General features: G+C 56.9%; 25 protein-coding genes. 9 read left to right on the top strand and 16 right to left on the bottom strand.

The genetic code is table 11. The features are described 5' to 3' along the window. The first annotated feature begins 13 nt into the window (after positions 1 to 13). Positions 14 to 664, top strand: coding sequence for an HAD family hydrolase (locus H7698_RS05185; RefSeq protein WP_194690795.1), 651 nt, complete (start codon positions 14 to 16; stop codon positions 662 to 664). A 117-nt stretch (positions 665 to 781) separates the two neighbouring features. Here H7698_RS05185 and H7698_RS05180 read toward each other — a convergent pair whose 3' ends face one another. After that, on the bottom strand, positions 782 to 1858 hold the full coding sequence (locus H7698_RS05180; RefSeq protein ID WP_194690794.1) for an aminopeptidase: 1077 nt from the start codon (positions 1856 to 1858) through the stop codon (positions 782 to 784). A 60-nt stretch (positions 1859 to 1918) separates the two neighbouring features. Between H7698_RS05180 and H7698_RS05175 the strand changes: the two genes are divergently transcribed. Both H7698_RS05175 and H7698_RS05170 read left to right on the top strand, forming a co-directional pair. Beyond that, positions 1919 to 2341, top strand: coding sequence for a PA0061/PA0062 family lipoprotein (locus tag H7698_RS05175; protein WP_162438920.1), 423 nt, complete (start codon positions 1919 to 1921; stop codon positions 2339 to 2341). Positions 2342 to 2381: 40 nt separating this feature from the next. After that, positions 2382 to 2801: a PA0061/PA0062 family lipoprotein gene (locus H7698_RS05170; protein WP_194690793.1), complete on the top strand. Its 420-nt coding sequence runs from the start codon at positions 2382 to 2384 to the stop codon at positions 2799 to 2801. 6 nt (positions 2802 to 2807) lie between these two features. On the opposite strand, the gene H7698_RS05165 is transcribed toward H7698_RS05170, so the two are convergent. Both H7698_RS05165 and H7698_RS05160 read right to left on the bottom strand, forming a co-directional pair. Continuing rightward, entirely contained in the window at positions 2808 to 3047 is a 240-nt protein-coding gene (locus H7698_RS05165) for a DUF1161 domain-containing protein (protein ID WP_162438922.1), read from the bottom strand. Positions 3048 to 3234: 187 nt separating this feature from the next. Continuing rightward, positions 3235 to 3666 carry an OsmC family protein gene (locus H7698_RS05160; RefSeq protein WP_064675278.1) on the bottom strand — a complete coding sequence of 144 codons (432 nt, stop codon included), beginning with the start codon at positions 3664 to 3666 and terminating at the stop codon, positions 3235 to 3237. A 242-nt stretch (positions 3667 to 3908) separates the two neighbouring features. Here H7698_RS05160 and H7698_RS05155 point away from each other — a divergent pair, with 242 nt between their 5' ends. Then, the gene (locus H7698_RS05155; RefSeq protein WP_162438923.1) at positions 3909 to 4910 is read left to right on the top strand and encodes an LLM class flavin-dependent oxidoreductase; all 1002 of its coding nucleotides are present in this window, start codon (positions 3909 to 3911) and stop codon (positions 4908 to 4910) included. Positions 4911 to 4974: 64 nt separating this feature from the next. Here H7698_RS05155 and H7698_RS05150 read toward each other — a convergent pair whose 3' ends face one another. Together H7698_RS05150 and H7698_RS05145 are read right to left on the bottom strand one after the other, a co-directional pair. Then, the gene (locus H7698_RS05150) at positions 4975 to 5196 is read right to left on the bottom strand and encodes a DUF1161 domain-containing protein (protein ID WP_162438924.1); all 222 of its coding nucleotides are present in this window, start codon (positions 5194 to 5196) and stop codon (positions 4975 to 4977) included. A gap of 121 nt (positions 5197 to 5317) precedes the next feature. Then, positions 5318 to 5533, bottom strand: coding sequence for a dodecin (locus tag H7698_RS05145; protein WP_162438925.1), 216 nt, complete (start codon positions 5531 to 5533; stop codon positions 5318 to 5320). Between the two features lie 157 nt (positions 5534 to 5690). Here H7698_RS05145 and H7698_RS05140 point away from each other — a divergent pair, with 157 nt between their 5' ends. Beyond that, complete coding sequence (locus H7698_RS05140) at positions 5691 to 6017, top strand: DUF883 family protein (protein ID WP_162438926.1); 327 nt, start codon at positions 5691 to 5693, stop codon at positions 6015 to 6017. On the opposite strand, the gene H7698_RS05135 is transcribed toward H7698_RS05140, so the two are convergent. After that, on the bottom strand, positions 6014 to 6907 hold the full coding sequence (locus H7698_RS05135) for a LysR family transcriptional regulator (RefSeq protein WP_162438927.1): 894 nt from the start codon (positions 6905 to 6907) through the stop codon (positions 6014 to 6016). The two genes, H7698_RS05140 and H7698_RS05135, sit on opposite strands and share 4 nt — an antisense overlap. Before the next feature lie 112 nt (positions 6908 to 7019). Here H7698_RS05135 and trpB point away from each other — a divergent pair, with 112 nt between their 5' ends. After that, positions 7020 to 8255: a tryptophan synthase subunit beta gene (trpB, locus tag H7698_RS05130; RefSeq protein WP_194690792.1), complete on the top strand. Its 1236-nt coding sequence runs from the start codon at positions 7020 to 7022 to the stop codon at positions 8253 to 8255. Further along, complete coding sequence (gene trpA, locus H7698_RS05125) at positions 8255 to 9067, top strand: tryptophan synthase subunit alpha (protein ID WP_194690791.1); 813 nt, start codon at positions 8255 to 8257, stop codon at positions 9065 to 9067. Before trpB ends, trpA begins: the two co-directional genes overlap by 1 nt. Positions 9068 to 9306: 239 nt before the next feature. Here the strand turns inward: trpA and H7698_RS05120 are convergent, their stop codons facing one another. From H7698_RS05120 to H7698_RS05075, 10 genes are all read right to left on the bottom strand, one after another. Further along, the gene (locus H7698_RS05120) at positions 9307 to 11268 is read right to left on the bottom strand and encodes a DUF7844 domain-containing protein (protein WP_194690790.1); all 1962 of its coding nucleotides are present in this window, start codon (positions 11266 to 11268) and stop codon (positions 9307 to 9309) included. Beyond that, positions 11265 to 11585: a DUF2388 domain-containing protein gene (locus H7698_RS05115; protein ID WP_162438931.1), complete on the bottom strand. Its 321-nt coding sequence runs from the start codon at positions 11583 to 11585 to the stop codon at positions 11265 to 11267. Before H7698_RS05115 ends, H7698_RS05120 begins: the two co-directional genes overlap by 4 nt. A 27-nt stretch (positions 11586 to 11612) precedes the next feature. Beyond that, on the bottom strand, positions 11613 to 11930 hold the full coding sequence (locus H7698_RS05110; protein WP_162438932.1) for a DUF2388 domain-containing protein: 318 nt from the start codon (positions 11928 to 11930) through the stop codon (positions 11613 to 11615). 105 nt (positions 11931 to 12035) lie between these two features. Next, positions 12036 to 12353 carry a DUF2388 domain-containing protein gene (locus tag H7698_RS05105; RefSeq protein WP_162438933.1) on the bottom strand — a complete coding sequence of 106 codons (318 nt, stop codon included), beginning with the start codon at positions 12351 to 12353 and terminating at the stop codon, positions 12036 to 12038. Positions 12354 to 12720: 367 nt separating this feature from the next. After that, positions 12721 to 12936 carry a DUF1127 domain-containing protein gene (locus H7698_RS05100; RefSeq protein WP_007902752.1) on the bottom strand — a complete coding sequence of 72 codons (216 nt, stop codon included), beginning with the start codon at positions 12934 to 12936 and terminating at the stop codon, positions 12721 to 12723. A gap of 319 nt (positions 12937 to 13255) precedes the next feature. Continuing rightward, on the bottom strand, positions 13256 to 14749 hold the full coding sequence (locus tag H7698_RS05095) for an acetyl-CoA hydrolase/transferase family protein (RefSeq protein ID WP_194690789.1): 1494 nt from the start codon (positions 14747 to 14749) through the stop codon (positions 13256 to 13258). A 180-nt stretch (positions 14750 to 14929) separates the two neighbouring features. Next, on the bottom strand, positions 14930 to 16363 hold the full coding sequence (locus H7698_RS05090) for an NAD(P)(+) transhydrogenase (Re/Si-specific) subunit beta (RefSeq protein ID WP_162438935.1): 1434 nt from the start codon (positions 16361 to 16363) through the stop codon (positions 14930 to 14932). Further along, positions 16363 to 16683 carry an NAD(P) transhydrogenase subunit alpha gene (locus H7698_RS05085; RefSeq protein WP_003187417.1) on the bottom strand — a complete coding sequence of 107 codons (321 nt, stop codon included), beginning with the start codon at positions 16681 to 16683 and terminating at the stop codon, positions 16363 to 16365. Before H7698_RS05085 ends, H7698_RS05090 begins: the two co-directional genes overlap by 1 nt. Before the next feature lie 15 nt (positions 16684 to 16698). Continuing rightward, positions 16699 to 17820: a Re/Si-specific NAD(P)(+) transhydrogenase subunit alpha gene (locus tag H7698_RS05080; protein WP_194690788.1), complete on the bottom strand. Its 1122-nt coding sequence runs from the start codon at positions 17818 to 17820 to the stop codon at positions 16699 to 16701. A 436-nt stretch (positions 17821 to 18256) separates the two neighbouring features. Next, positions 18257 to 19156, bottom strand: coding sequence for a LysR family transcriptional regulator (locus H7698_RS05075; RefSeq protein ID WP_194690787.1), 900 nt, complete (start codon positions 19154 to 19156; stop codon positions 18257 to 18259). Between the two features lie 157 nt (positions 19157 to 19313). On the opposite strand from H7698_RS05075, the gene H7698_RS05070 reads away from it, so the two are divergent. Together H7698_RS05070 and H7698_RS05065 are read left to right on the top strand one after the other, a co-directional pair. Then, positions 19314 to 20495 carry an acyl-CoA dehydrogenase gene (locus H7698_RS05070; RefSeq protein ID WP_162438938.1) on the top strand — a complete coding sequence of 394 codons (1182 nt, stop codon included), beginning with the start codon at positions 19314 to 19316 and terminating at the stop codon, positions 20493 to 20495. Between the two features lie 13 nt (positions 20496 to 20508). Further along, positions 20509 to 21729, top strand: a complete 1221-nt coding sequence (locus H7698_RS05065; protein WP_162438939.1) for a CaiB/BaiF CoA transferase family protein — start codon at positions 20509 to 20511, stop codon at positions 21727 to 21729. Positions 21730 to 22045 lie beyond the last annotated feature (316 nt).

The following is a 22045-nucleotide window of genomic DNA, read 5'->3' as shown; positions in this document are numbered from 1 at the left end:
CCCAGGATTTTTCATGCATTACCAAACCGTTCTGTTCGACCTCGATGGCACCCTGACCGACCCGCGGGAAGGTATTACCCGCTCGATCCAGTTCGCCCTGAGCAAGCTGGGCATCGATGAGCCTGACCTGACCAAACTCGAACATTTCATCGGTCCACCGCTGTTGCAGGCGTTCATGCAGTTTTATGCGTTCGACGAGCCTAAAGCCTGGGAAGCGGTGAATTTCTATCGCGAACGTTTCAAGGTCACCGGCCTCTATGAGAACCGCGTGTTCGATGGCGTCACGCCGTTGTTGGAAACCCTCGGTGGGCAGGGACGACAGCTGTACATCGCGACCTCGAAGCCTTGGGTTTTTGCCCGGGAAATCGCCCGGCACTTTGATTTCGCCAAACACTTCAAGGTGATCTACGGCAGCGAACTGGACGGCACCCGGACCAACAAGGTCGAGCTGATTGCTCACCTGATGGGCGAAGAGGGTCTGGATCCGGCCACCACGCTGATGATCGGAGACCGCAAGCACGACCTGATCGGCGCACGCAGTAATGGCCTCGATGCCGCGGCGGTGGGGTACGGTTTTGGGAGCCGGGAAGAGTTGAGCGCCGAAGCGCCGGCTTATCACTTCGAAACGCTGGATGAGTTGCATCAGGCGTTTTTGCGGGGCTGATCAGTACGCCATCGCGGGCAACGCCTTGCTCCCACAGGTTTCGACGCAATACAAATTGATCCGCCGCCTGTGGGAGCAAGGCTTGCCCGCGATGCCGTTTGTTCTGGCAATACACTTTTATGATTCTGCCAACGCCTTCAGCGCCGCTTTGCGTTTGTCAGCCGGCAGCGCGCCAAGCTTTTCCACTGCCGCGTAGAACTTCGTCCAATCCCCGTTCATCTGTTTATACAGCGCCGCAAAAGCCGGGACCCATTGGTCATACAACCCGAATGGCAACAACCGGGCGTTGTTCATCGGCGCGTTGATCCAGGCGTCGTAGCGTTTGTCCCCGGCCCATTGGTCGTCACGCATTTTCCGGTAATCACTGCGCAACCGTTCGAATTCGGCCGCTTTGCGCTGTCGCATCTGGTCTGCAGAGAGCGGCAGGGCGTATAGCTGCTCAAGCCTCGTGCGGGTATTCAGAACCAGTTGAATGAACTGATCCCGCCGTTGAATCGCTGCCGTGTTGTCCGGCGCCAAGCCTCGAGTTGCACGCCATTGACGGGTGCCTTCCTGTTCCACGAAGGTGGCGAAAGACTCGTTGAACTCGGTGTCGTCCTTCACATAAAAGCGTTGATGCGCGAGCTCGTGGAAGATCAGTGTTGCCAGCCGCTCGTCGCCCCAGTTCATCATCGAACTGATTATCGGATCGTTGAACCAGCCAAGCGTCGAATAAGCCTCGACGCCGCCGATCGACACGTCCATACCTTGCAGGCGTTGTAACGCGGCCTCGCCACGCGCAGCGCCCTGACTGTAATAACCGCGATAGGCCACGCAGCCGGCGATGGGGAAACAATGGTTTTGCGGCGACAGGGAGAATTCGGGGGTGGCGAAGACGTTCCAGACTACGAACGGCCGACCAATATCGGCGTACAGACGGTAGCTCTTGTTATCGGGAAGGTGCAGTTGCTGGCTGGCAAATGTTCGGGCGGCTTGCGATTGAACCAGGCGAGCACGCAAATTCGGGTCCCTTCGAGGATCGGAAATGACCTCTTGGACCGGCTCACGTGCCCGCAGCAGTTGGAGCTGACCACTGGCCAATTGGCTGTAGTAGCTGACGCTGGTGCAACCGCTGAGCAACAAAAGCAGCACGCCCGGAAACAAAACGCGCAAAACGCGATCAAGTAACCCAAGGCTCAAAGACGGCCTGATCAAAATAAAATCATCCCTGGAAAGTCTGCCCGCAAGACTATCCCGCCTCACTGGAGCTCCGCTATGCGCAAATTGATGCTGACGGGAGGCCTGTTGATGCTGACAGGCTGTGCTGGTTTCGGAATACCTCAACAAGATCCTTCGCAAGCCTGGATCGACCTCGACCCACAGCAAGAAGACACCGCGCTCCAAGCGCTGGAAGTCGATGACAAGGCATCTTCTGACAAGCGTTATTTCGAGGTGCAGCCGGGCAGTCACGAGCTGACGGTGCGTTACCAATTCCCGGTTCAACCCACCAACATCGGCCCGGACGCGGAACCTTTATGGCGTGACTGTCAGATGAACGTGAAATTCAACGACTTCAACGCCGGTGAGAAATATCAGCTGCAAGCAGGGAATATCGGCTTCCGACCATGGGCGAAGCTCTATGATCAACAGCGAAAAGTGATTGGTCAGGGTAAACCCGCGGGCTGTCAGCGCACCTGATCGGCGCTATGCTGAATGTCTAATTCTTGGGACATTCATCATGCGCAGGATGATGCTGTTGCTTGCTGCAAGCCTGGTTGCCGGCTGCCAGAGCCCCATGCCGGCCGTCAATCCGCAGATGGCCTGGGTCGACTTCGCAACCCCCAGCCCTGGTGGCAAGTTGCTCATGGCCGAACGCCTGGACAACCAGCGACTGCGGGACGGGCGTTACTTTCAGGTCGCTCCTGGCAGCCACGAGCTGTTAGTGCGTTTCGATTTCGAAGTGTTTGGCGGGGGCGGAAGCTTGATGACCGGACCGGTCGAGCGGTTGTGCTATCTGACCATCAACTACGACCATTTCGAGGCGGGCCAGCGCTATTTGCTCGAAGCCCGAAATCTGGCCTTCACCCCCAGCGCGAGGCTCTACAACGCCAAGCGTGAGATCGTTGCTGAAGACCGGCAAGTCAACTGCGTGATGTAAGCAGGATCAATTGCTGTTTTTCTGATAAATGATCGCTTTGGTACCGTTGTCGCAAGTACCCACAACCATGGCTACATCATGCTTGTCAGCTTCTTCTTTCGACACGATTTCCAGGGTGTAGGAGGGCACGGCATTCGCCTGGATCTTGATCTCAATTTCTTTTTTGAGTTCTTCGCAGTCCTTGGGTGCTGCCAAGGCCGAAGTGGCCAGTGCACCGCAGATAACCGCCAGGGCAAAACGTTTCATGGTTGAAGCTCCTTTTCAGGCAACGCGCACGTCATGCGCTAAAGCTGCTGTCATTTATTCGACCACATTTTTACAAGCCGAGTTTTGTTTCAAGGCAAAAAATATCGCCGCCAGCGGAAGCTTCTACATGAAACAGTGTTTCGTGCGGGAGCCAACGCTGGCGGCGATCTTTTTGCGACAACTCGACTTAGCTGACCAGCGTGGCGTCCAGGCTGATCTTCGCATTCAACACCTTGGAAACCGGGCAGCCTTCTTTGGCCTTGTTACTCAGCTCCTCGAACTGCGCCTGGGTCGCACCAGGGATTTTCGCTTTGAGGATCAATTTCACCGCTGTAATCGCGAAACCGCCTTCAACCTGATCCAGCGTGACTTCGGCATTGGTATCGATGCTGTCAGCCTTCAGGCCCGCATCGCCGAGGATCATCGAAAATGCCATGGAGAAACAGCCCGCATGAGCGGCGCCGATCAGTTCTTCCGGATTCGTCCCTTTACCGCCTTCGAAACGCGCTTTGAAGCCGTAAGGCGCTTCTCTGAGCACACCGGTCTCGGTGGAAATCGAGCCGATGCCGGTTTTCAGGTCACCTTCCCAATGCGCCGATGCTTTCTTAGTGATAGCCATGTCTGCCTCCTCAAGATCCGGCGCGAAACGTCGCGCCTTCGTGGTTTTCGGTTGCTAGGGTTCTGAGGATAGACCGGGGTGAGAAGTTCACCCCATCTGATATCTCCTACTATTTTCGTAGGAAATTTCCTCGTGGCTATTGAAACTCGGGTATATGCCCTCATTGCATGAAACACGCTTATAGATTCGGCAGGTTTTCGTTCACGAGAACAAACCTGCACCCCATTTGGAGAAGCAGGTTTATGAAACGACTGTCCGACATCAAATTTTCGACCCTGGATCTGGTACCTGTTCGGGAAAATGGCAGTGCGGCACAGTCGCTGCGCAATTCTCTGGACCTGGCGCAACACGTCGAGAAGTTCGGCTACAACCGCTTCTGGGTGGCTGAACACCACAATATGGACGGTATCGCCAGCTCGGCGACGTCGGTATTGCTGGGCTATTTGGCCGGCGGCACGTCGACTATTCGCGTTGGCTCCGGCGGCGTGATGCTGCCTAACCACGCGCCGTTGGTGATTGCCGAGCAATTCGGGACGCTCGAAAGCCTGTATCCGGGTCGTATCGACCTGGGCTTGGGACGTGCGCCCGGTTCTGACCAGATGACTGCCCGCGCCCTGCGCCGTGAGCGTTCGGGCAGTGCGGATGAGTTCCCGGAAGATGTGGCGGAACTGATGCGCTACCTCGGCCCGCGTACGCCGGATCAACGGATCATCGCAATGCCTGGCACGGGCACCAACGTTCCCGTCTGGTTGTTGGGGTCGAGCCTGTTCAGTGCGCAATTGGCCGGTGAGCGTGGATTGCCTTACGCGTTCGCCTCGCATTTTGCACCGCGCTTCATGCATGAGGCGATTCGTGTCTACCGCAATCACTTCAAGCCTTCAGCTGTGCTGGATAAGCCTTACGTCATGCTGGGCGTGCCGTTGGTGGCCGCCGACACCGATGAGCAAGCCGATTATCTGGCAACGTCGGTTTATCAGCGGATTCTTGCGTTGATGCGTGGCCAGAGCCTGGTGCAACGTCCGCCGGTCAAAACCATGGACGGCCTGTGGTTGCCTCATGAAAAAGAAGCGGTCGGCGACTTCCTTGGTCTGGCAATGGTGGGCAGCCCGCAGAAAATCCGCGCCAAGCTGGAAGTGCTCGTTGAACAGACCCAGGCGGACGAGTTGATTTTCACCTGCGACCTGTATGAACACGCCGATCGTGTGCGCTCGTATGAGCTGCTGGCGCAGGTCATGAAAGGCTGAAGCCTGGAAAACGCTGATAAAAAAGCCGACGTCACTGCGTCGGCTTTTTTATTTGTGGGGGGATTTATCGTTTGTAGACAATTTCCTTGCTGCCCTTTTCACAGGTGCCGACGATTTTTCCGTCAGCGGCAGCGCCTTTATCAACGATCTCAAGTGAATAACCGGAAACGCCCTTGGCATCGAGCTTCGCAGCGATTTCGGCTTTCAATTCCTCGCAAGACTTGCCATCAGCAAACGCCGCGCCGGCAAGGCTCAATAAACCCACCGCTAAAATAAACTTCTTCATCGGTCGCACTCCCTGGTCGGATCAATAGGGGCATCCAGCTTTCGCCGGATGCACTCATGTAGCGCTTTGCCATTCCCTATGGCATGCGGCCAGCGCGCAAGTTCAGAAGACTAGCTCAAACTCAGCTGCTGGCAATCCGGAAACCGACTTTGAGTGTTACCTGAAAATGCGCGGCCTTGCCGTCCTTGATGTGGCCGCGGGTTTCGGTCACTTCGAACCATTCCAGATGCTTGATGGACTTGCTGGCTTCGGCGAGCGCGTTGTTGATGGCGTCTTCAATACTGCTGGCGGACGAGCCAACCAGCTCGATTTTCTTATAGGTGTGGTGGTCAGTCATAGCGATCTCCTTGGGGTATGAAATACAGACTAGCAGTGATTTTTGCTCTTACTTCTGTCGACTAAACCGACAAGGAAGTTCAGATTTACTGCACTTTCTCGAACCGGTGCAGTCCCAACCAACACACGCCACTCATCACCAATGCAGGAGAGCCACCATGGCCAACACCTCTTTACGTAAAGCCTCATTGCAAAGCATGGAAGCCGAGATCGAGAGTCTGCTGAAGTCTTTGGAAAGCCTGAAGGACGACGCCTCGGACGAGTCGCGCAAAACCCTCAAAGTCTTGAAAAGCAACGCTGAAAACGCGCTGAAACACTCGCGTCACTTGCTCAGCGATGCCTATGAAGAAGTCAAAGTCAAAACCCGTGAAACCGGGATTGCTACGCGGGACTACGCCCAGGAACACCCTTGGACTACAGCCGGTGTTGCCGTGGGTGCACTGGGCCTGCTGGCCGCCTACCTGCTGTGCAAACGCGGTGACTAATCCGCTTGGCGCAGCTCGTTCTTGAGCCACTGCGCCAATTGCCCTGCGCGCCCGTCCGCGGCGCGCTTGGGTAGCCACAACGCCAGTTGCGCCGAGGTTTCTTTGAAACCCCAAGGTGCAACCAGGCGACCGGCCTTCAAATCCTCTGCCACCAACGGTTCGGGCGCAATCGCCACCCCCAGTCCGGCAACCGCCGCCTCCAGCAAATAATACAAATGCTCGAAACCCTGCCCGTACTTCAATGACTTGGCATCGAGGTCACTTTGGTGTGCCCAGCTCGGCCACGCTTGCGGTCTGGAGGTGGTGTGCAGCAAAGGTTCGTTGAGCAGGGCGCTGGCGGGTGCGTGCTGCAACCTTTCATAACCGATGAAGCGTGGGCTGATCACCGGCCCGATTCGTTCGCTGGCCAGGGCGTAGACCTGCATGTCGGCGGGCCAGGGTGGTTCGGCAAATACCAGCAACGCATCCAGTCCCGGGCGACGTGGATCGAGATCACCTTCGCCTGCGGACAAGTGCAGACGCAGATCAGGCAGATCGGCATTCAGCCGTCCCAGCCGTGGAATGAACCAACGCGCCAGCAGGCTTCCCGAGCAACCCAGAACGAAAGGTGCATCTGCATGGCTTTGCGTCAGTTCCGCGCAGACGGTACGCAGGCGCTCGAAGGCCTCACCGCTGGCATCGCGTAGACGAACGCCGGCATCTGTGAGTTTCAGGCCGCGGCCTTCCTTGATGAACAGGCTGACGCCCAAATGTTCTTCGAGTACTTTGAGCTGGCGGCTGACTGCACCGTGAGTAACGTGCAGCTGTTCCGCAGCCTGGCTGACGCTGTTCAAGCGGGCAGTGGCCTCAAAGGCGCGAAGTGCGTTCAGCGGGGGGAGGTCATGGCTCATTTTATCTGTGAGTTTTCCTGACAGGTTGTGGCGATCTTATCGGTTTTCAGCATAGAGCGTCAGGGGTAGAGTAAGCCTCATTGTCATCACACGAATTCAACTGGAGCGACCCATGACCCAGACCAATCTGCGAAACGGCCCTGATGCCAGCGGCCTGTTTGGCGCCTTCGGCGGCCGCTACGTGGCTGAAACCCTGATGCCGTTGATCCTCGACCTGGCCCGTGAATACGAAGTGGCCAAGGAAGATCCGGCGTTCAAAGAGGAATTGGCCTACTTCCAGCGCGATTACGTTGGACGTCCAAGCCCGCTCTATTACGCAGAGCGTCTGACCGAGTATTGCGGCGGTGCGAAGATTTATTTGAAACGCGAAGAGCTGAACCACACCGGCGCGCACAAGATTAACAACTGCATCGGCCAGATCCTGCTGGCTCGACGCATGGGCAAGAAGCGCATCATCGCCGAGACCGGTGCCGGCATGCACGGCGTGGCGACCGCCACGGTGGCAGCGCGTTTCGGTCTGGATTGCGTGATTTATATGGGCACCACTGACATCGAGCGTCAGCAGGCCAACGTATTCCGCATGAAGTTGCTGGGCGCTGAAGTGATCCCGGTCGTCGCCGGCACCGGCACGTTGAAAGATGCCATGAACGAAGCGTTGCGCGACTGGGTAACCAACGTCGACAGCACGTTCTACCTGATCGGTACGGTTGCCGGTCCACACCCTTATCCCGCGATGGTTCGTGATTTCCAGGCCGTCATCGGCAAGGAAACCCGTGACCAGTTGCAAGCCCAGGAAGGTCGTCTGCCAGACAGCCTGGTCGCCTGCATCGGCGGTGGCTCCAACGCGATGGGCCTGTTTCACCCGTTCCTTGACGATAAAAGTGTCGAAATCATCGGTGTTGAAGCAGCGGGCTACGGTATTGAAACCGGCAAGCACGCCGCCAGCCTGAACGGTGGCGTACCGGGCGTGTTACACGGGAATCGGACGTTCCTGTTGCAGGACGACGATGGACAGATCATCGATGCTCACTCGATTTCCGCCGGCCTCGATTACCCGGGCATCGGGCCTGAACACGCCTGGTTGCACGACATCGGTCGCGTTCAGTACACCTCGGTGACTGACCACGAAGCCCTCGACGCATTCCACAAATGCTGCCGCCTGGAAGGCATTATTCCAGCGCTGGAAAGTGCACATGCCCTGGCCGAAGTGTTCAAGCGTGCACCGAGCTTGCCGAAAGATCACCTGATGGTGGTCAACCTGTCCGGTCGCGGTGACAAGGACATGCAGACCGTGATGCACCACATGGAGAAATCCCAACAAAAGCCGTCCCAGCAGGAGAAACACTGATGAGCCGCCTGCAAACGCGTTTTGCCGAACTCAAGGAACAAAATCGTGCCGCCTTGGTGACCTTTGTGACCGCAGGTGACCCGAGCTATGACACTTCACTGGCGATCCTCAAGGGCCTGCCGGGTGCTGGTGCCGATGTGATTGAGTTGGGCATGCCTTTTACCGATCCGATGGCCGATGGTCCGGCCATCCAGCTCGCCAACATCCGTGCGCTGGGTGCCAAGCAGAACCTCGTGAAAACCCTTCAAATGGTTCGCGAGTTTCGTGAGGGCAACACCGAGACGCCGTTGGTGCTGATGGGTTACTTCAATCCGATTCACATGTACGGGGTGTCGCGTTTCATTGCTGACGCGAAAGAGGCCGGCGTTGATGGTTTGATCGTTGTGGACCTGCCGCCAGAGCATAACGGCGAACTATGCGATCCGGCCCAGGCCGCGGGTCTGGACTTCATCCGTCTGACCACTCCGACCACTGATGATGTGCGTCTGCCGACTGTTCTGAATGGCAGTTCCGGCTTTGTTTACTATGTGTCTGTTGCCGGTGTGACCGGTGCTGGCGCCGCTACGCTGGAGCACGTTGAGGAGGCGGTCGCTCGCCTGCGTCGCCATACCGATCTGCCCATCAGCATCGGTTTTGGTATCCGTACACCCGAGCAAGCGGCGTCTATCGCCCGTCTGGCAGACGGTGTTGTAGTGGGTTCGGCGCTGATCGATCACATTGCCAATGCAACGACGCCAGACCAGGCGATTGATGGTGTATTGAGTCTTTGTGCTGCGTTATCGGAAGGCGTACGCAAGGCTCGCGTCAGCTGAAGGTTGAGTTCCTGATACAGAGGAATTAGCCTCGCGGCACGCACTTATCAGCAAGACTGAGGGCTTCAGGACTACGTTCTGAAGCCCTTTTTGCTGTAAGTGCAGTGAGGATCAATTGATGAAACTGCCGAAACGTCTGAGGGTACCGGGGGCTGCAAGGCGACGGTTCCGCCGCCTGGCGGGACGATTCGACGATTCGACAAGCTCCCTCGCTACAGGTGTCTTCCATTTGTCGAACGTTAAGGCAGTTCCAGGCCACCCGCTGCCTTGTGCAGCTTGCGTAGATGTTCGCCGATTCGCTTTAGGTTGGCTTCATTGGCAGCCATCTCGGCGGCACGGCTTGGTTCAAGCAGCGCTCTCACTTCTTTGTCGAGGTCTCCGGTCAGTACTTGAAGCTGCTTTTGCCGCAAGCTGCTTTCCGATTCCAGACGCTGCCATTCACTCGGCTGGGGCAATCCATAACCGCCCGTTCCGAGCAATTCGGCCGGACGGCTGAGGAAGCCACTGTTGGCGAGAATCTGTTGGAGAGTAGCGTTGGCTTTGTCCATGCCGCCATTCTTCATTTCCCGCGCGCCGAGGTAGCGTTGCTTGACCTCGTCCTGAGCCAGCACCAATTGCTGTCGGAACGCTGCCTGCTCCAGTAAGAGCAATGCAGCACTGGTGCGCAGGTCTGCCTGATCGATCCATTGCCGGCGTTCATCGGCCTTGAGTGCCAGCCAGTCTTCGACTTTCTCCTGCTTGATCGGCAAGTGCTTTTTCAACACCTCGAACATGGCTTGATAGCGATCGCGGAAAGAATCGAAGCGATAGCCCAGGCGAAGGGCTTCGCGGGGGTCGTCCAGGACGCTGGTGTCCGCCAGCCCACGGCCTTTCATGACCTCCAGCAAGCCATTGGGCATGATGCTGTCCAGGCCGACGAGCTGTTTGTTATTGGTGCCGCTGCGCAATAACTTCAGGCCTTCCACAGCGCAGTTGTTGGACAGGAAGAAGTAATTGCCGTCATAACTCCAGTGCATCTCGGCGGCATGCTCCACCACTTCCTCGATCTCTGTGCGAGACAGGTTCAGCGGTACCGAAGCCAGGCTGCGCAGTTCGGTCTTGGTGTATTCATCGATGACCTGAGCCAGCGGCAAGACAAACAGGCGCGACGGATATTTTCCTACCAGGCCATCCCAGCTCGAGAGCTGTACGTCGCCCACAAAGGCGCGGTAGGACAGCACCAGATGCTGGTCCAGGTCGAGTCGGCAATCGGGGCCACGGGGACGACCGGGGGCACAGATCACCAGTCGCAACATGCTGTGACCCCAGCGACTGACCCAATTCTGGTTGGCTTCAGCCAGCAGGTAGTCGACGGCGTATACACGCTCTGGATCAACTTGCCCCAAGGGTTGCTTGGCGAAATCGTTGCCAGCGTTGAGGAAGGCGAAGGACTTGGCGCACGTATCTTTTGCCGCCGGTGCCCAGCCGAAGTGTTCTTTGTAGTAGCGATACAGCGCGGGGCGACGGCAGGCGTAACTCGGGTCCAGGAGAAAATACTCCATGTTGACCGCGACGAACTCTTTGGGACTGCTCGTTTCGTAGATGTCCGGGCTGCGGGCGATCTGCCGATTGTGCTGCTCGCGTTCACCGCGGCGACCCACATATTGCTGCCAGCCTGCAAGGTCGAGCAGGCGCCGGTCGTCGCTGATGGTGAAGCGTCGATCCGTCTGGCCACGGCACTCATCCGGCAGGCCAACCAGTCCGGAGCTGCTGTTGCGCTGCGTGCAACGCTGGATCATCTTGCGTTCAGCGTCTGGCCACAGGCGTGAACGGTCGTAAATGTGGGTGAGTTCGTGCAGCACCGTGGCGAGCATTTCCCGGCGCACGGTGCCGTGGGGGCGATAGGTTTTTTTGCTCGCGGCGCTGCCATCGGTGAGGCTGGCGAGCAGGTTTCTATTCAGGTCGAGTTCGGACACCAGAGACGCCTGTCCGTAGGCGTTGCTCGGCATATCATCGGTCCAGCCAACGTCAATGCGTCGGTCCAGTTGTTCAATGAAGCGCGGCGGTAATGCCTGCATGGCTTCATCGAGCAATGCCTGACTGGCCTGCTGTTGCGCCGGGCTAAGACCTTCGGTCTTGAGTCGTAATTGCAGATCGGCCTGGGCCGTGTTGCCGAGCAGCAACACAACCCCGGCCAGCAGCCAGGCGCCTAGGGACCTCACAGTGCGAGGATGGCTTCAGCGAGCACCTGATCACTGGCGTCGCGAGCTTCCGGCACTCGGGTGCGCAAGGTATTGAAGGCCGCTTCCAGGTGAGCACCACGAATGTCTCCATTACTCGCGACGAAACTGGCCGCATCATCATGAGCTTCGCGGACGATTTTCGAATCGCGAATGGAGGTGGTGGTATCGGAAGTGAAATCAAGCGTGCGCTGGCTGGCACGGATGATGATGTTACTGGTGGCAACCAGGGTTTGCGCCTGGGCCACATCGGCCAACAACAACAGGCCAAGGGTGGCGGCAATCAGCGGGTTACGCATGGAACGACTCCGGAATAACAAAGATAACTATTGGACGAGAATTGCTTGCGCCAGTTCAAGGTCGCTTGCATGAAGTTTTGGCCGGCTTTGACGCAAATAAACCAGCGCTGATTCAAGCTGCGCGCCTCGCCATGCACCGTCACTGGCGATGAACGCAGCAGCATCATCGTGCGCAGCGAGCAGTAGCTTACGGTCGAAGGGGGCGGAGGTCACCATGCTTGTGGCATAGCCGGTAGCCACGATGCCTTGGGTAGAAAGATTGAAGGCGTCGAAAGCAACGGCCGGGCAAGACCAGCAAACCGAAAGGAAGAGGGGTGTGACCAACAGTTTTAGAGGAAAACGCATGAGACTCGATAGTTGAAAGCGAGTCCGAAGGCTAGCGCAATGCCTGTTCTAGAGCCAGTGTTGAAACATTGGGACACGACCTGCGTGTCCCAATCAACGCTGTTTTCAGATCGTCAGGATGGCCTGGGCCAGCTGTGCATCGGTTGCGTTCAGTTGCGGTGCCTGATGGCGAATGTGATCCAGAGCACTTTCCAGTTTCACACCACGAATGGAGCCTTCGCTGGCGACAAAGCTGGCGGCGTCATCACGGGCAGCACGTACGATCTTGTCGTCGCGAAAGGATGAGGTGACATCGGAAGTCGCATCGGAACTGGATTTCAGTGCGCCAACGACGGCATCGGTGGTCACGATGAAGCTGGTGGCGTGGGAATTGGCAGCCACGGCGAGCAGGGCTGCAGCGCTGAGCAGACGAAGACGGGACATGGTGTAACTCCTTTAAATGAACCGATTAAGAGGTGGCTTGTTGGATCGGACGTCAGTTTTGCTTCATTCGCCACGTTCCATAGGATATTAGGCCTCGGCGGATGGATTCGAACAGCAAATTACCAAGTAAACGACGTGAAAGCGCTGTAGAAAGCTGTGAATCGAGGTTTAGAACGGATCAAGAGATCTCAGACTTCGGTCAATGTAAAAATTGTACCTATTAAAATATGGTTCATTAAAACTGTACTGGTATCTCTTTTAGCAGCCCTGAAACGACAAAACCCGTCGTGGTTTCCCACGACGGGTCTTGTTTGTTCAATTCGGGTTGCTGGCGGTGGACCCTACAGGTCAGAGCCAGCGACGCTACTTAGCGCCAGAACGGCTTGCTCAGCTCTTCGTAGCGTTGTGCTTCGCTAATCCCGGCGTCAGCCAGCAGACGCGAATCCAGACGAGCCAATTGGTGGCGGCTGGAGATGCGGCGCTGCCACAACATCAGGTTGGCGATAACGCGAAGAGGCATCGAAGCCTGGGTTTTTGCAGCGGTATCTTCGAAGAACAGTTCGGAACTGAGTGTACGTTCCATGGTTGACATCCTTCCGCTTGTGGCGGGATTAGGTAGTGGTTTAACTGATGCCAATGATCCTCTTGTTTGGCTAGTCTCTCTAGATACAGTTCACTTGTATTGTGAGGTACCAGTTAACTGTTAATGGAGGGTGTACTGGTCTAAATTGATGCAACTGTACCTGTGCGCATCAAAACAGTGCACTTTTAGTGTTTTAGAGTATTTTGGAGAAGGGAAAGGCGCGAAAAAGACCAGTACAGCAGTACAGTTTTTTCATTATTGGCGAGTTCAGATTGCGGGCTGGCGAAACTGTGTGTGCGCCAGCCGCAATCTGTACCAATCACACCGCCAGCATTCTCCCGGTTTCTTCCAGGTTCATGTGCCAGCTCAGGGCTTCACGCAGGATATGCGGGGTGTGCCCGCCGAGCGCACAGGCCGCGGTGAAGTAGTCATCCAGCGCCTGGCGATAGTCCGGGTGCACGCAGTTGTCGATGATGACGCGCGCTCGTTCCCGCGGTGCCAGGCCCCGCAGATCCGCCAGGCCGATCTCGGTGACAAGGATGTCAACATCGTGCTCGGTATGGTCCACATGGCTGACCATTGGCACCACGCTGGAGATTGCACCCCCCTTGGCAATCGACTTGGTCACGAAAATCGCCAGATGCGCGTTACGCGCAAAGTCGCCCGAGCCACCAATGCCGTTCATCATCCGCGTGCCGCAGACGTGTGTGGAATTGACGTTGCCATACAAGTCGAATTCCAGCGCCGTGTTGACGCCGATGATTCCGAGGCGTCGCACGACTTCAGGGTGGTTGGAGATTTCCTGCGGGCGCAGGACCAGTTTGTCCTTGTAGCGCTCGAGGTTGCCGAAGACATCGCTGTTACGACGCGCCGACAAGGTGATCGAGCTACCTGAAGCAAAGCTCAGCTTGCCGGCATCGATCAAATCGAAGGTCGAGTCTTGCAGCACTTCGGAGTACATCGTCAGGTCTTCGAACGGCGAATCGATCAGGCCGCACATCACCGAGTTGGCAATGGTGCCGATGCCAGCCTGCAACGGGCCGAGCTTGTTCGTCATGCGTCCGGCGGCCACTTCTGCTTTGAAAAAGTCGATCAGGTGATCGGCAATGGCCTGGGTGTCAACGTCCGGCGGCAGGACGGTGGACGGCGAGTCGGATTGATTGGTGATCACGATCGCGACGATTTTTTCAGGCGGGATCGGGATGGCCGTGCTGCCAATGCGATCATCGACTTTTACCAGCGGAATTGGCGTGCGTGTCGGCCGGTACGTCGGGATGTAGATGTCGTGTAAACGCTCAAGGTTAGGGTTGTGCGCCATGTTGATTTCGACAATGACCTGCTTTGCAAAAATGGCAAAGCTGGCCGAGTTGCCCACTGAGGTGGTTGGCACGATGTGGCCTTGCTCGGTAATCGCCACAGCCTCGATCACTGCAATGTCCGGCAATTTCAGTTGCTGGTTACGCAGTTGCTCCACGGTTTCCGAAAGGTGTTGGTCAATGAACATCACCTCGCCGGCATTAATTGCCTTGCGCAGCGTGCTATCGACCTGAAAGGGCATGCGCCGCGACAGTACGCCGGCTTCGGTGAGCTGTTTATCAAGGTCGTTGCCCAGGCTGGCGCCGGTCATCAAGGTGATTTTCAGCGGGGTGATTTTGGCGCGTTCTGCCAGCGCGTGGGGCACGGCTTTGGCTTCGCCGGCGCGGGTGAAGCCGCTCATGCCGACGGTCATGCCGTCCTCAATCAGAGCGGCAGCCTCAGCGGCGCTCATCACCTTATCCAACAACGAAGGCAAGCGAATACGATCACGGTACATGGATTGTTATCTCGGGCAACGGAAGCAAGGTGTGCAGTCTAGTGATTTCGAAAAAATTCGTCCCGCTACCATGGTCGAATGCAGAGCCCTGATTTAGAGCCTTTGGTCGGGTTTTGACGGGCAATAAAAAACCCCAGCCTACTAAAGGCTGAGGTTTGGGGTATTGCGCTAGAGCAGGTTTTACTCGACGGCTTTAACCATGTCTTCGATGACTTTCTTGGCGTCGCCGAACACCATCATGGTTTTGTCGAGGTAGAACAATTCGTTGTCCAGACCGGCATAGCCGCTAGCCATCGAACGCTTGTTGACGATGATGGTCTTGGCCTTGAAAGCCTCGAGAATCGGCATGCCGGCAATCGGCGATTTCGGGTCGTTCTTCGCGGCCGGGTTGACCACGTCGTTCGCGCCCAACACCAGTACCACGTCGGCCTGGCCGAACTCGGAGTTGATGTCTTCCATCTCGAACACCTGGTCGTAAGGCACTTCCGCCTCGGCGAGCAATACGTTCATATGGCCAGGCATCCGGCCGGCAACCGGGTGGATCGCGTACTTCACGGTCACACCACGGTGGGTCAGCTTCTCGGTCAGTTCCTTCAGCGCATGCTGCGCCCGTGCCACGGCCAGGCCGTAACCCGGAACGATGATCACGGTGTCGGCGTTGGTCAGCAGGAAAGTTGCATCGTCAGCCGAGCCGGATTTCACCGGGCGGGCTTCTTTAGCGCCTGCAGGACCTGCTTCCGCCGTGTTGCCGAAACCACCCAACAATACGTTGAAGAACGACCGGTTCATTGCCTTGCACATGATGTACGAGAGGATCGCGCCGGACGAACCCACCAGTGAGCCGGCGATGATCAGCATCGAGTTGTTCAGCGAGAAGCCAATACCTGCTGCTGCCCAACCGGAGTAGCTGTTGAGCATCGACACCACTACTGGCATGTCTGCGCCGCCAATCGGGATGATGATCAGCACGCCCAGTACGAACGCCAGGGCCAGCATCAGTGCGAAGGCACCCAGGTTGCCGGTCAGCATAAAGGTGATGCCCAGAGCGAGCGTCGCTAAACCCAACACCAGATTCAGTTTGTGCTGTCCGCCAAACTGTACCGGTGCGCCTTGGAACAGACGGAACTTGTACTTGCCTGACAGCTTGCCGAATGCGATGACCGAGCCGGAGAAGGTGATTGCACCGATGGCAGCACCCAGGAACAGCTCAAGACGGTTACCGGCAGGGATTGCATCGCCCAATTGCTTGACGATGCCCAACGACTGCGGTTCGACCACGGCCGCGATGGCGATAAACACGGCGGCCATACCGATCATGCTGTGCATGAACGCGACCAGTTCCGGCATCTTGGTCATTTCAACACGCTTGGCCATTATCGAGCCAGCAGTGCCGCCGACCAACAAACCAACGATGACGTAGCCGATGCCGGCGGTGGCCAGTTCGGCGCCCAGCTTATAGATGAGGCCAACAGTCGTGAGGATCGCCAGCGCCATGCCGAGCATGCCGTACAGGTTGCCGCGCCGCGACGTGGTCGGGTGCGACAGGCCTTTGAGAGCCTGGATGAAGCAGATCGACGCGATCAGGTAGAGCGTCGTTACAAGGTTCATGCTCATTACTTAGGCGCCTCTTCTTTTACTTTCGGGGCTTTTTTCTTGAACATCTCAAGCATTCTGCGAGTGACCAGGAAACCACCGAACACGTTCACTGCCGCCAGAGCAACCGCAAGGGTGCCCATGGTCTTGCCCAGAGGTGTCACGGTCAGCGCAGCGGCGAGCATGGCGCCGACGATCACGATCGCCGAGATAGCGTTCGTCACTGCCATCAAAGGTGTATGCAATGCAGGTGTAACGTTCCAGACCACGTGATAACCGACATAAATCGCCAGCACGAAGATGATCAGGTTGTAGATACCGGGGGAGATAAGCTCTTCCATCGTCTGAATCCCTGCTTAGGCGTTTTTGCGGATGACTTGGCCGTCGCGGCACATGAGGCACGCGGCGACGATGTCGTCTTCGAGGTTGATCTCGAACTGGCTTTCTTTGTTGAAGACCAGCTTCAGGAAGTCCAGCAGGTTGCGTGCGTACAGCGCCGAAGCATCTGCAGCCACGGCGCCGGCCAGGTTGGTCGGGCCGCAAATGGTCACGCCATTTTCGACGACGACCTGGTCAGCGACGGTCAGCGGGCAGTTACCGCCCTGGGCTGCGGCGAGGTCGATGACCACGGAGCCGGGTTTCATCTGCGCTACGGTTTCCGCGCTCAGCAGCGTCGGCGCCTTGCGGCCCGGGATCAGGGCGGTGGTGATGACAATGTCAGCCTGTTTGGCTCGTTCGTGAACGGCCAGGGCTTGGCGTTGCATCCAGCTGGCTGGCATGGGTCGGGCATAACCGCCGACACCGACAGCGCATTCGCGCTCTTCATCGGTCTCGTAAGGCACGTCGACGAACTTGGCGCCGAGGGATTCGATCTGCTCTTTTACCGCAGGACGCACATCAGACGCTTCGATCACCGCCCCAAGACGTTTCGCTGTAGCGATCGCCTGCAACCCTGCCACGCCGGCGCCAAGGATCAGTACGCGCGCGGCTTTCACGGTGCCCGCAGCGGTCATCAACATAGGCATGAAACGTGGATAGTGGTGAGCGGCCAGCAACACGGCTTTATAGCCGGCGATGTTTGCCTGGGAGGACAGCACATCCAGGCTCTGAGCGCGGGAGGTGCGTGGCGCGGCTTCCAGTGCAAATGCGGTAATGCCGCACTCGGCCAGCTTCGCAATGGTTTCATTGCTGAACGGGTTAAGCATGCCCACCACAACGGTGCCGCTCTTGATCAGAGCGAGTTCGCTGTCGCTAGGAGCGACCACCTTGAGAATCAGCTCGGCACCAAAAGCATCGTTGGCGCTGCCAATAGTTGCGCCAGCCGCCTCATAGGCACTGTCGACAACGCTGGCCTGGATGCCGGCGCCGCTTTGTACAGTGACCTTATGACCTTGGCCGATCAGCTTCTTGATGGTTTCCGGGGTAGCAGCAACCCGTGTTTCACCCGTCTGGGTTTCGAGAGGAACACCAATGTGCACGTCAAATCTCCTGCGTGATCTTATTGAGTAAACCCAGGCACTTCGGATGGTGCGGCTGGGGCGGCCGATCAGCACGATCCCGCCAAATCAGGGCGGGGCGCGGCATTTTGCAGGTGAACTTTGTGCCCTTCAAGAGAATATGATCCGTGACGGAAAATTAACTACAAGTCACCCCGTGACCGAATGTCGCAACCATCCGAGGGAATCCCTTGCATACCGTGGGTTTGGTGAGGTTTTTAATGAAATTCAATAAATTCCACATCGGCCATATGAATGAGGCGCCATTGCGCTTGAAAACAGGCTGAACACCACGGTGGTAGCTGCTTGTGGGACATCTGTACTGCTTCCAGATACAGTTTACGAATATGCGACAGATAGATACATCTGTAGGGTTTCAATTTTTCTGACTACGAAGTCAATTAAGCGTGTGAAGCCTTCATCCGTCTAGGCTGTAGCCGTGTGCTTGATTAACTAGCCAGTCGCGAAAAGCCCTTAAAGACGCGGATTCGACCTTTCGCTCAGGAATCATCAGGTAATACGCCTTGATACTCGATAAGGCCTGAGGGTTCGCAATAACCAGTCGTTTCTCTGCCAGTTCGCGCTGAATCAGGAATGGCGGGATCAGCGCGATACCCATGTCATGCATCGCCGCCTGGGCAAGCATGGAGAATAGCTCGTAGCGAGGTCCTGTCATGTCTCTGGGGATATTAAGGTTCTGTGAGCTGAACCACTGACGCCAGGCATAAGGTCGTGTGGTTTGCTGAAGCAGCGGTAACTCGGCAATTTCACCGGGTGTCAGCAGGGTCTTTTTCTGCAGCAGGCCAGGGCTGCAGACTGGCATCGGATTTTCGCCCATTAGCCTGTGGGATTCTGTACCTGACCAATCGGCGTCGCCGAAGTAAATCGCGGCATCGAAGTCCGTATCGGCGAACAAGAAGGGCCTTGTGCGGTTTGTAAGGTTTACCGTCACCTCGGGGTGTTGTTGTTGGAAGTCTTTGAGTCGAGGCAGCAACCATTGGGTGCCGAACGTCGGCACAACGGCCAGTTCGATCACGTTAGCGCCTTGTTGGCCCATCACTGACAGGGTGTCTCGCTCAACTGCATCGAGTTGGGTCGCGACCCTTCGACTGTAGGAGAGTCCGGCTTCTGTCAGTTTCACTCCGCGCCGTGAGCGTCGGAATAATTCGACGCTAAGGAACTCCTCCAGGCTGGCGATCTGTCGGCAAATGGCTCCTTGAGTAAGCGATAACTCTTGTGCGGCTTTGGTAAAGCTTTCGTGGCGCGCTGCCGCTTCAAAGCTGACCAGGGCGGTTGTGCTAGGGATTTTACGGCGCATGTACTTCGACCTCACTAATACATCGCATAAAGGCTCTTTAGCGACGTTACGGAGTGATAAATTAGCACAACAGTATGCGAAATCCTCGTTTGCCGAGAAGCCGAAGCGGGCCTAGGATCAGCTCACGTTATTTGACCCGATTCGAGAGGACACGCTCATGGCCGGTAAAGCTAGCTTCAACTGGATTGATCCCCTGCTGCTGGATCAACAACTCACTGAAGAAGAACGCATGATTCGCGACACTGCCGAGCAGTTCGCTCAGCAGAAGCTCGCACCGCGAGTCCTGGAAGCTTTCCGCCATGAGAAGACCGATCCGATGATCTTCCGCGAGATGGGCGAAGTGGGTCTATTGGGTGCCACGATCCCTGAGCAGTATGGTGGCAGTGGTTTGAATTACGTCAGCTACGGCCTCATCGCTCGTGAAGTTGAGCGGGTCGACTCTGGCTACCGTTCGATGATGAGCGTGCAGTCTTCGCTGGTGATGGTGCCCATCAATGAATTCGGTACTGAAGCCCAGAAACAGAAGTACCTGCCGAAACTGGCTACGGGTGAGTGGATTGGTTGCTTCGGCCTGACCGAGCCGAACCACGGCTCCGATCCAGGCGCGATGATTACTCGCGCACGTAAGGTAGAAGGCGGCTATAGCCTGACTGGCAACAAAATGTGGATCACCAACAGCCCGATTGCTGATGTGTTCGTAGTCTGGGGCAAGGACGATGCAGGCGACATCCGTGGCTTCGTTCTGGAGAAAGGCTGGAAAGGCCTTAGCGCTCCAGCGATTCACGGCAAGGTTGGCCTGCGCGCGTCGATCACCGGCGAGATCGTCATGGACAACGTGTTTGTTCCAGAAGAGAACATCTTCCCGGATGTCCGTGGCCTGAAGGGTCCTTTTACTTGCCTCAACTCGGCACGTTACGGGATTTCCTGGGGTGCGCTGGGTGCGGCCGAGTTCTGCTGGCACACCGCTCGCCAATACACGCTGGATCGTCAGCAGTTCGGGCGTCCTTTGGCGGCTACTCAGCTGATCCAGAAGAAGCTGGCCGACATGCAGACCGAAATCACTCTGGCGCTGCAAGGTTGCCTGCGTCTGGGTCGTATGAAGGATGAGGGGACTGCGGCGGTTGAGATCACGTCGATGATGAAGCGTAACTCCTGCGGCAAGTCATTGGACATCGCCCGTATGGCCCGTGACATGTTGGGCGGTAACGGCATTTCCGATGAGTTTGGGGTTGCTCGTCACCTGGTCAATCTGGAAGTGGTGAATACCTATGAAGGTACTCACGACGTCCACGCGCTGATCCTTGGTCGCGCGCAGACCGGCCTCCAGGCGTTCTATTAATAGGAGAACGACCATGGGCGCGCTTTCGCATCTACGGGTACTGGATTTGTCGCGAGTGTTGGCTGGGCCGTGGGCCGGGCAGATTCTGGCGGACCTTGGCGCTGAAGTGATCAAGGTCGAGCGTCCGGGCAATGGCGATGACACGCGCGCCTGGGGACCTCCGTTCCTGAAAGACGCCTATGGTGAGAACACCAGCGAGGCAGCGTATTACCTGTCGGCCAACCGGAACAAGCAATCGGTCACCATCGATTTCACTCGGCCGGAGGGGCAGCAACTGGTGCGTGATCTGGCGGCCAAGTCGGACATCCTAATTGAGAATTTCAAAGTCGGGGGGTTGGCGGCGTATGGATTGGACTATGAGTCGCTCAGGGCGATCAATCCTGATCTGATCTATTGCTCGATCACCGGGTTTGGTCAGACGGGGCCTTACGCCAAGCGCGCAGGGTATGACTTCATGATCCAGGGGTTGGGCGGTCTGATGAGTCTGACCGGTCGACCTGAGGGGGATGAGGGCGCAGGCCCGGTGAAGGTTGGCGTGGCGCTGACCGATATTTTGACCGGGCTCTATTCGACTGTGGCGGTTCTCGCGGCGCTTGCGCATCGAGATCATGACGGCGGGGGGCAACATATTGATATGGCGCTGCTGGATGTCCAGGTGGCATGTCTGGCCAACCAGGCGATGAACTACCTCACTACCGGAAATGCGCCAAAGCGGCTGGGCAATGCGCATCCGAACATCGTCCCCTATCAGGACTTTCCTACGGCAGATGGGGATTTCATCCTCACGGTGGGAAATGACGGGCAGTTTCGCAAGTTCGCTGAAGTGGCTGGTCAACCGCAGTGGGCTGATGATCCGCGGTTTGCGACCAACAAGCTGCGGGTGGCGAATCGTCTGGAGTTGATCCCGCTCATCCGTCAGGCAACGGTGTTCAAGACTACTGCGGAGTGGGTATTGCAGCTGGAGCAAGCGGGTGTGCCCTGTGGGCCGATCAATGATCTGGCGCAGATGTTTGCCGATCCTCAGGTCAAGGCTCGTGGTTTGGCGATTGAGTTGCCTCACGTCCTGGCAGGGATGGTTCCGCAGGTGGCGAGCCCTATTCGGCTTTCGGAGACGCCTGTGGAGTACCGTAATGCGCCTCCACTATTGGGTGAACACACGCTGGAGGTTCTGCAGCGTGTGTTGGGGCTGGATGCAGATGCGGTAGCGAATTTCAAACAAGCTGGGGTGCTCTGAGCATTCCTTCTATATAGAGGGAGTGATTGGGTCTCTCTCTATATAGTGCGCACTACACGTTTTTGGCCCTTTTCATAAGTTATTGAAGGAAAAGCAAAATCAGTGCTTGACGGCAGATTCAGGATGTCTATAATTCGCCCCACTTCCGGCGCAGTCGAAACGGAAAACTCCTTGGTAAACAAAGAGTTACGCGGTTTTCGGCAGTGAGTTGCTTCAGGTCATCGAAGCGCGAAAGGAGTTGAAAAAGAGGTGTTGACAGCAGCGAGTAACGCTGTAGAATTCGCCTCCCGCTAACGAGAGATCGAAAGCGCAAGTG

The sequence above is a fragment of the Pseudomonas sp. p50(2008) genome (genome assembly GCF_015351605.1).
Lineage (GTDB): Bacteria > Pseudomonadota > Gammaproteobacteria > Pseudomonadales > Pseudomonadaceae > Aquipseudomonas.
This window is presented reverse-complemented; position numbering and strand designations above follow the sequence as displayed.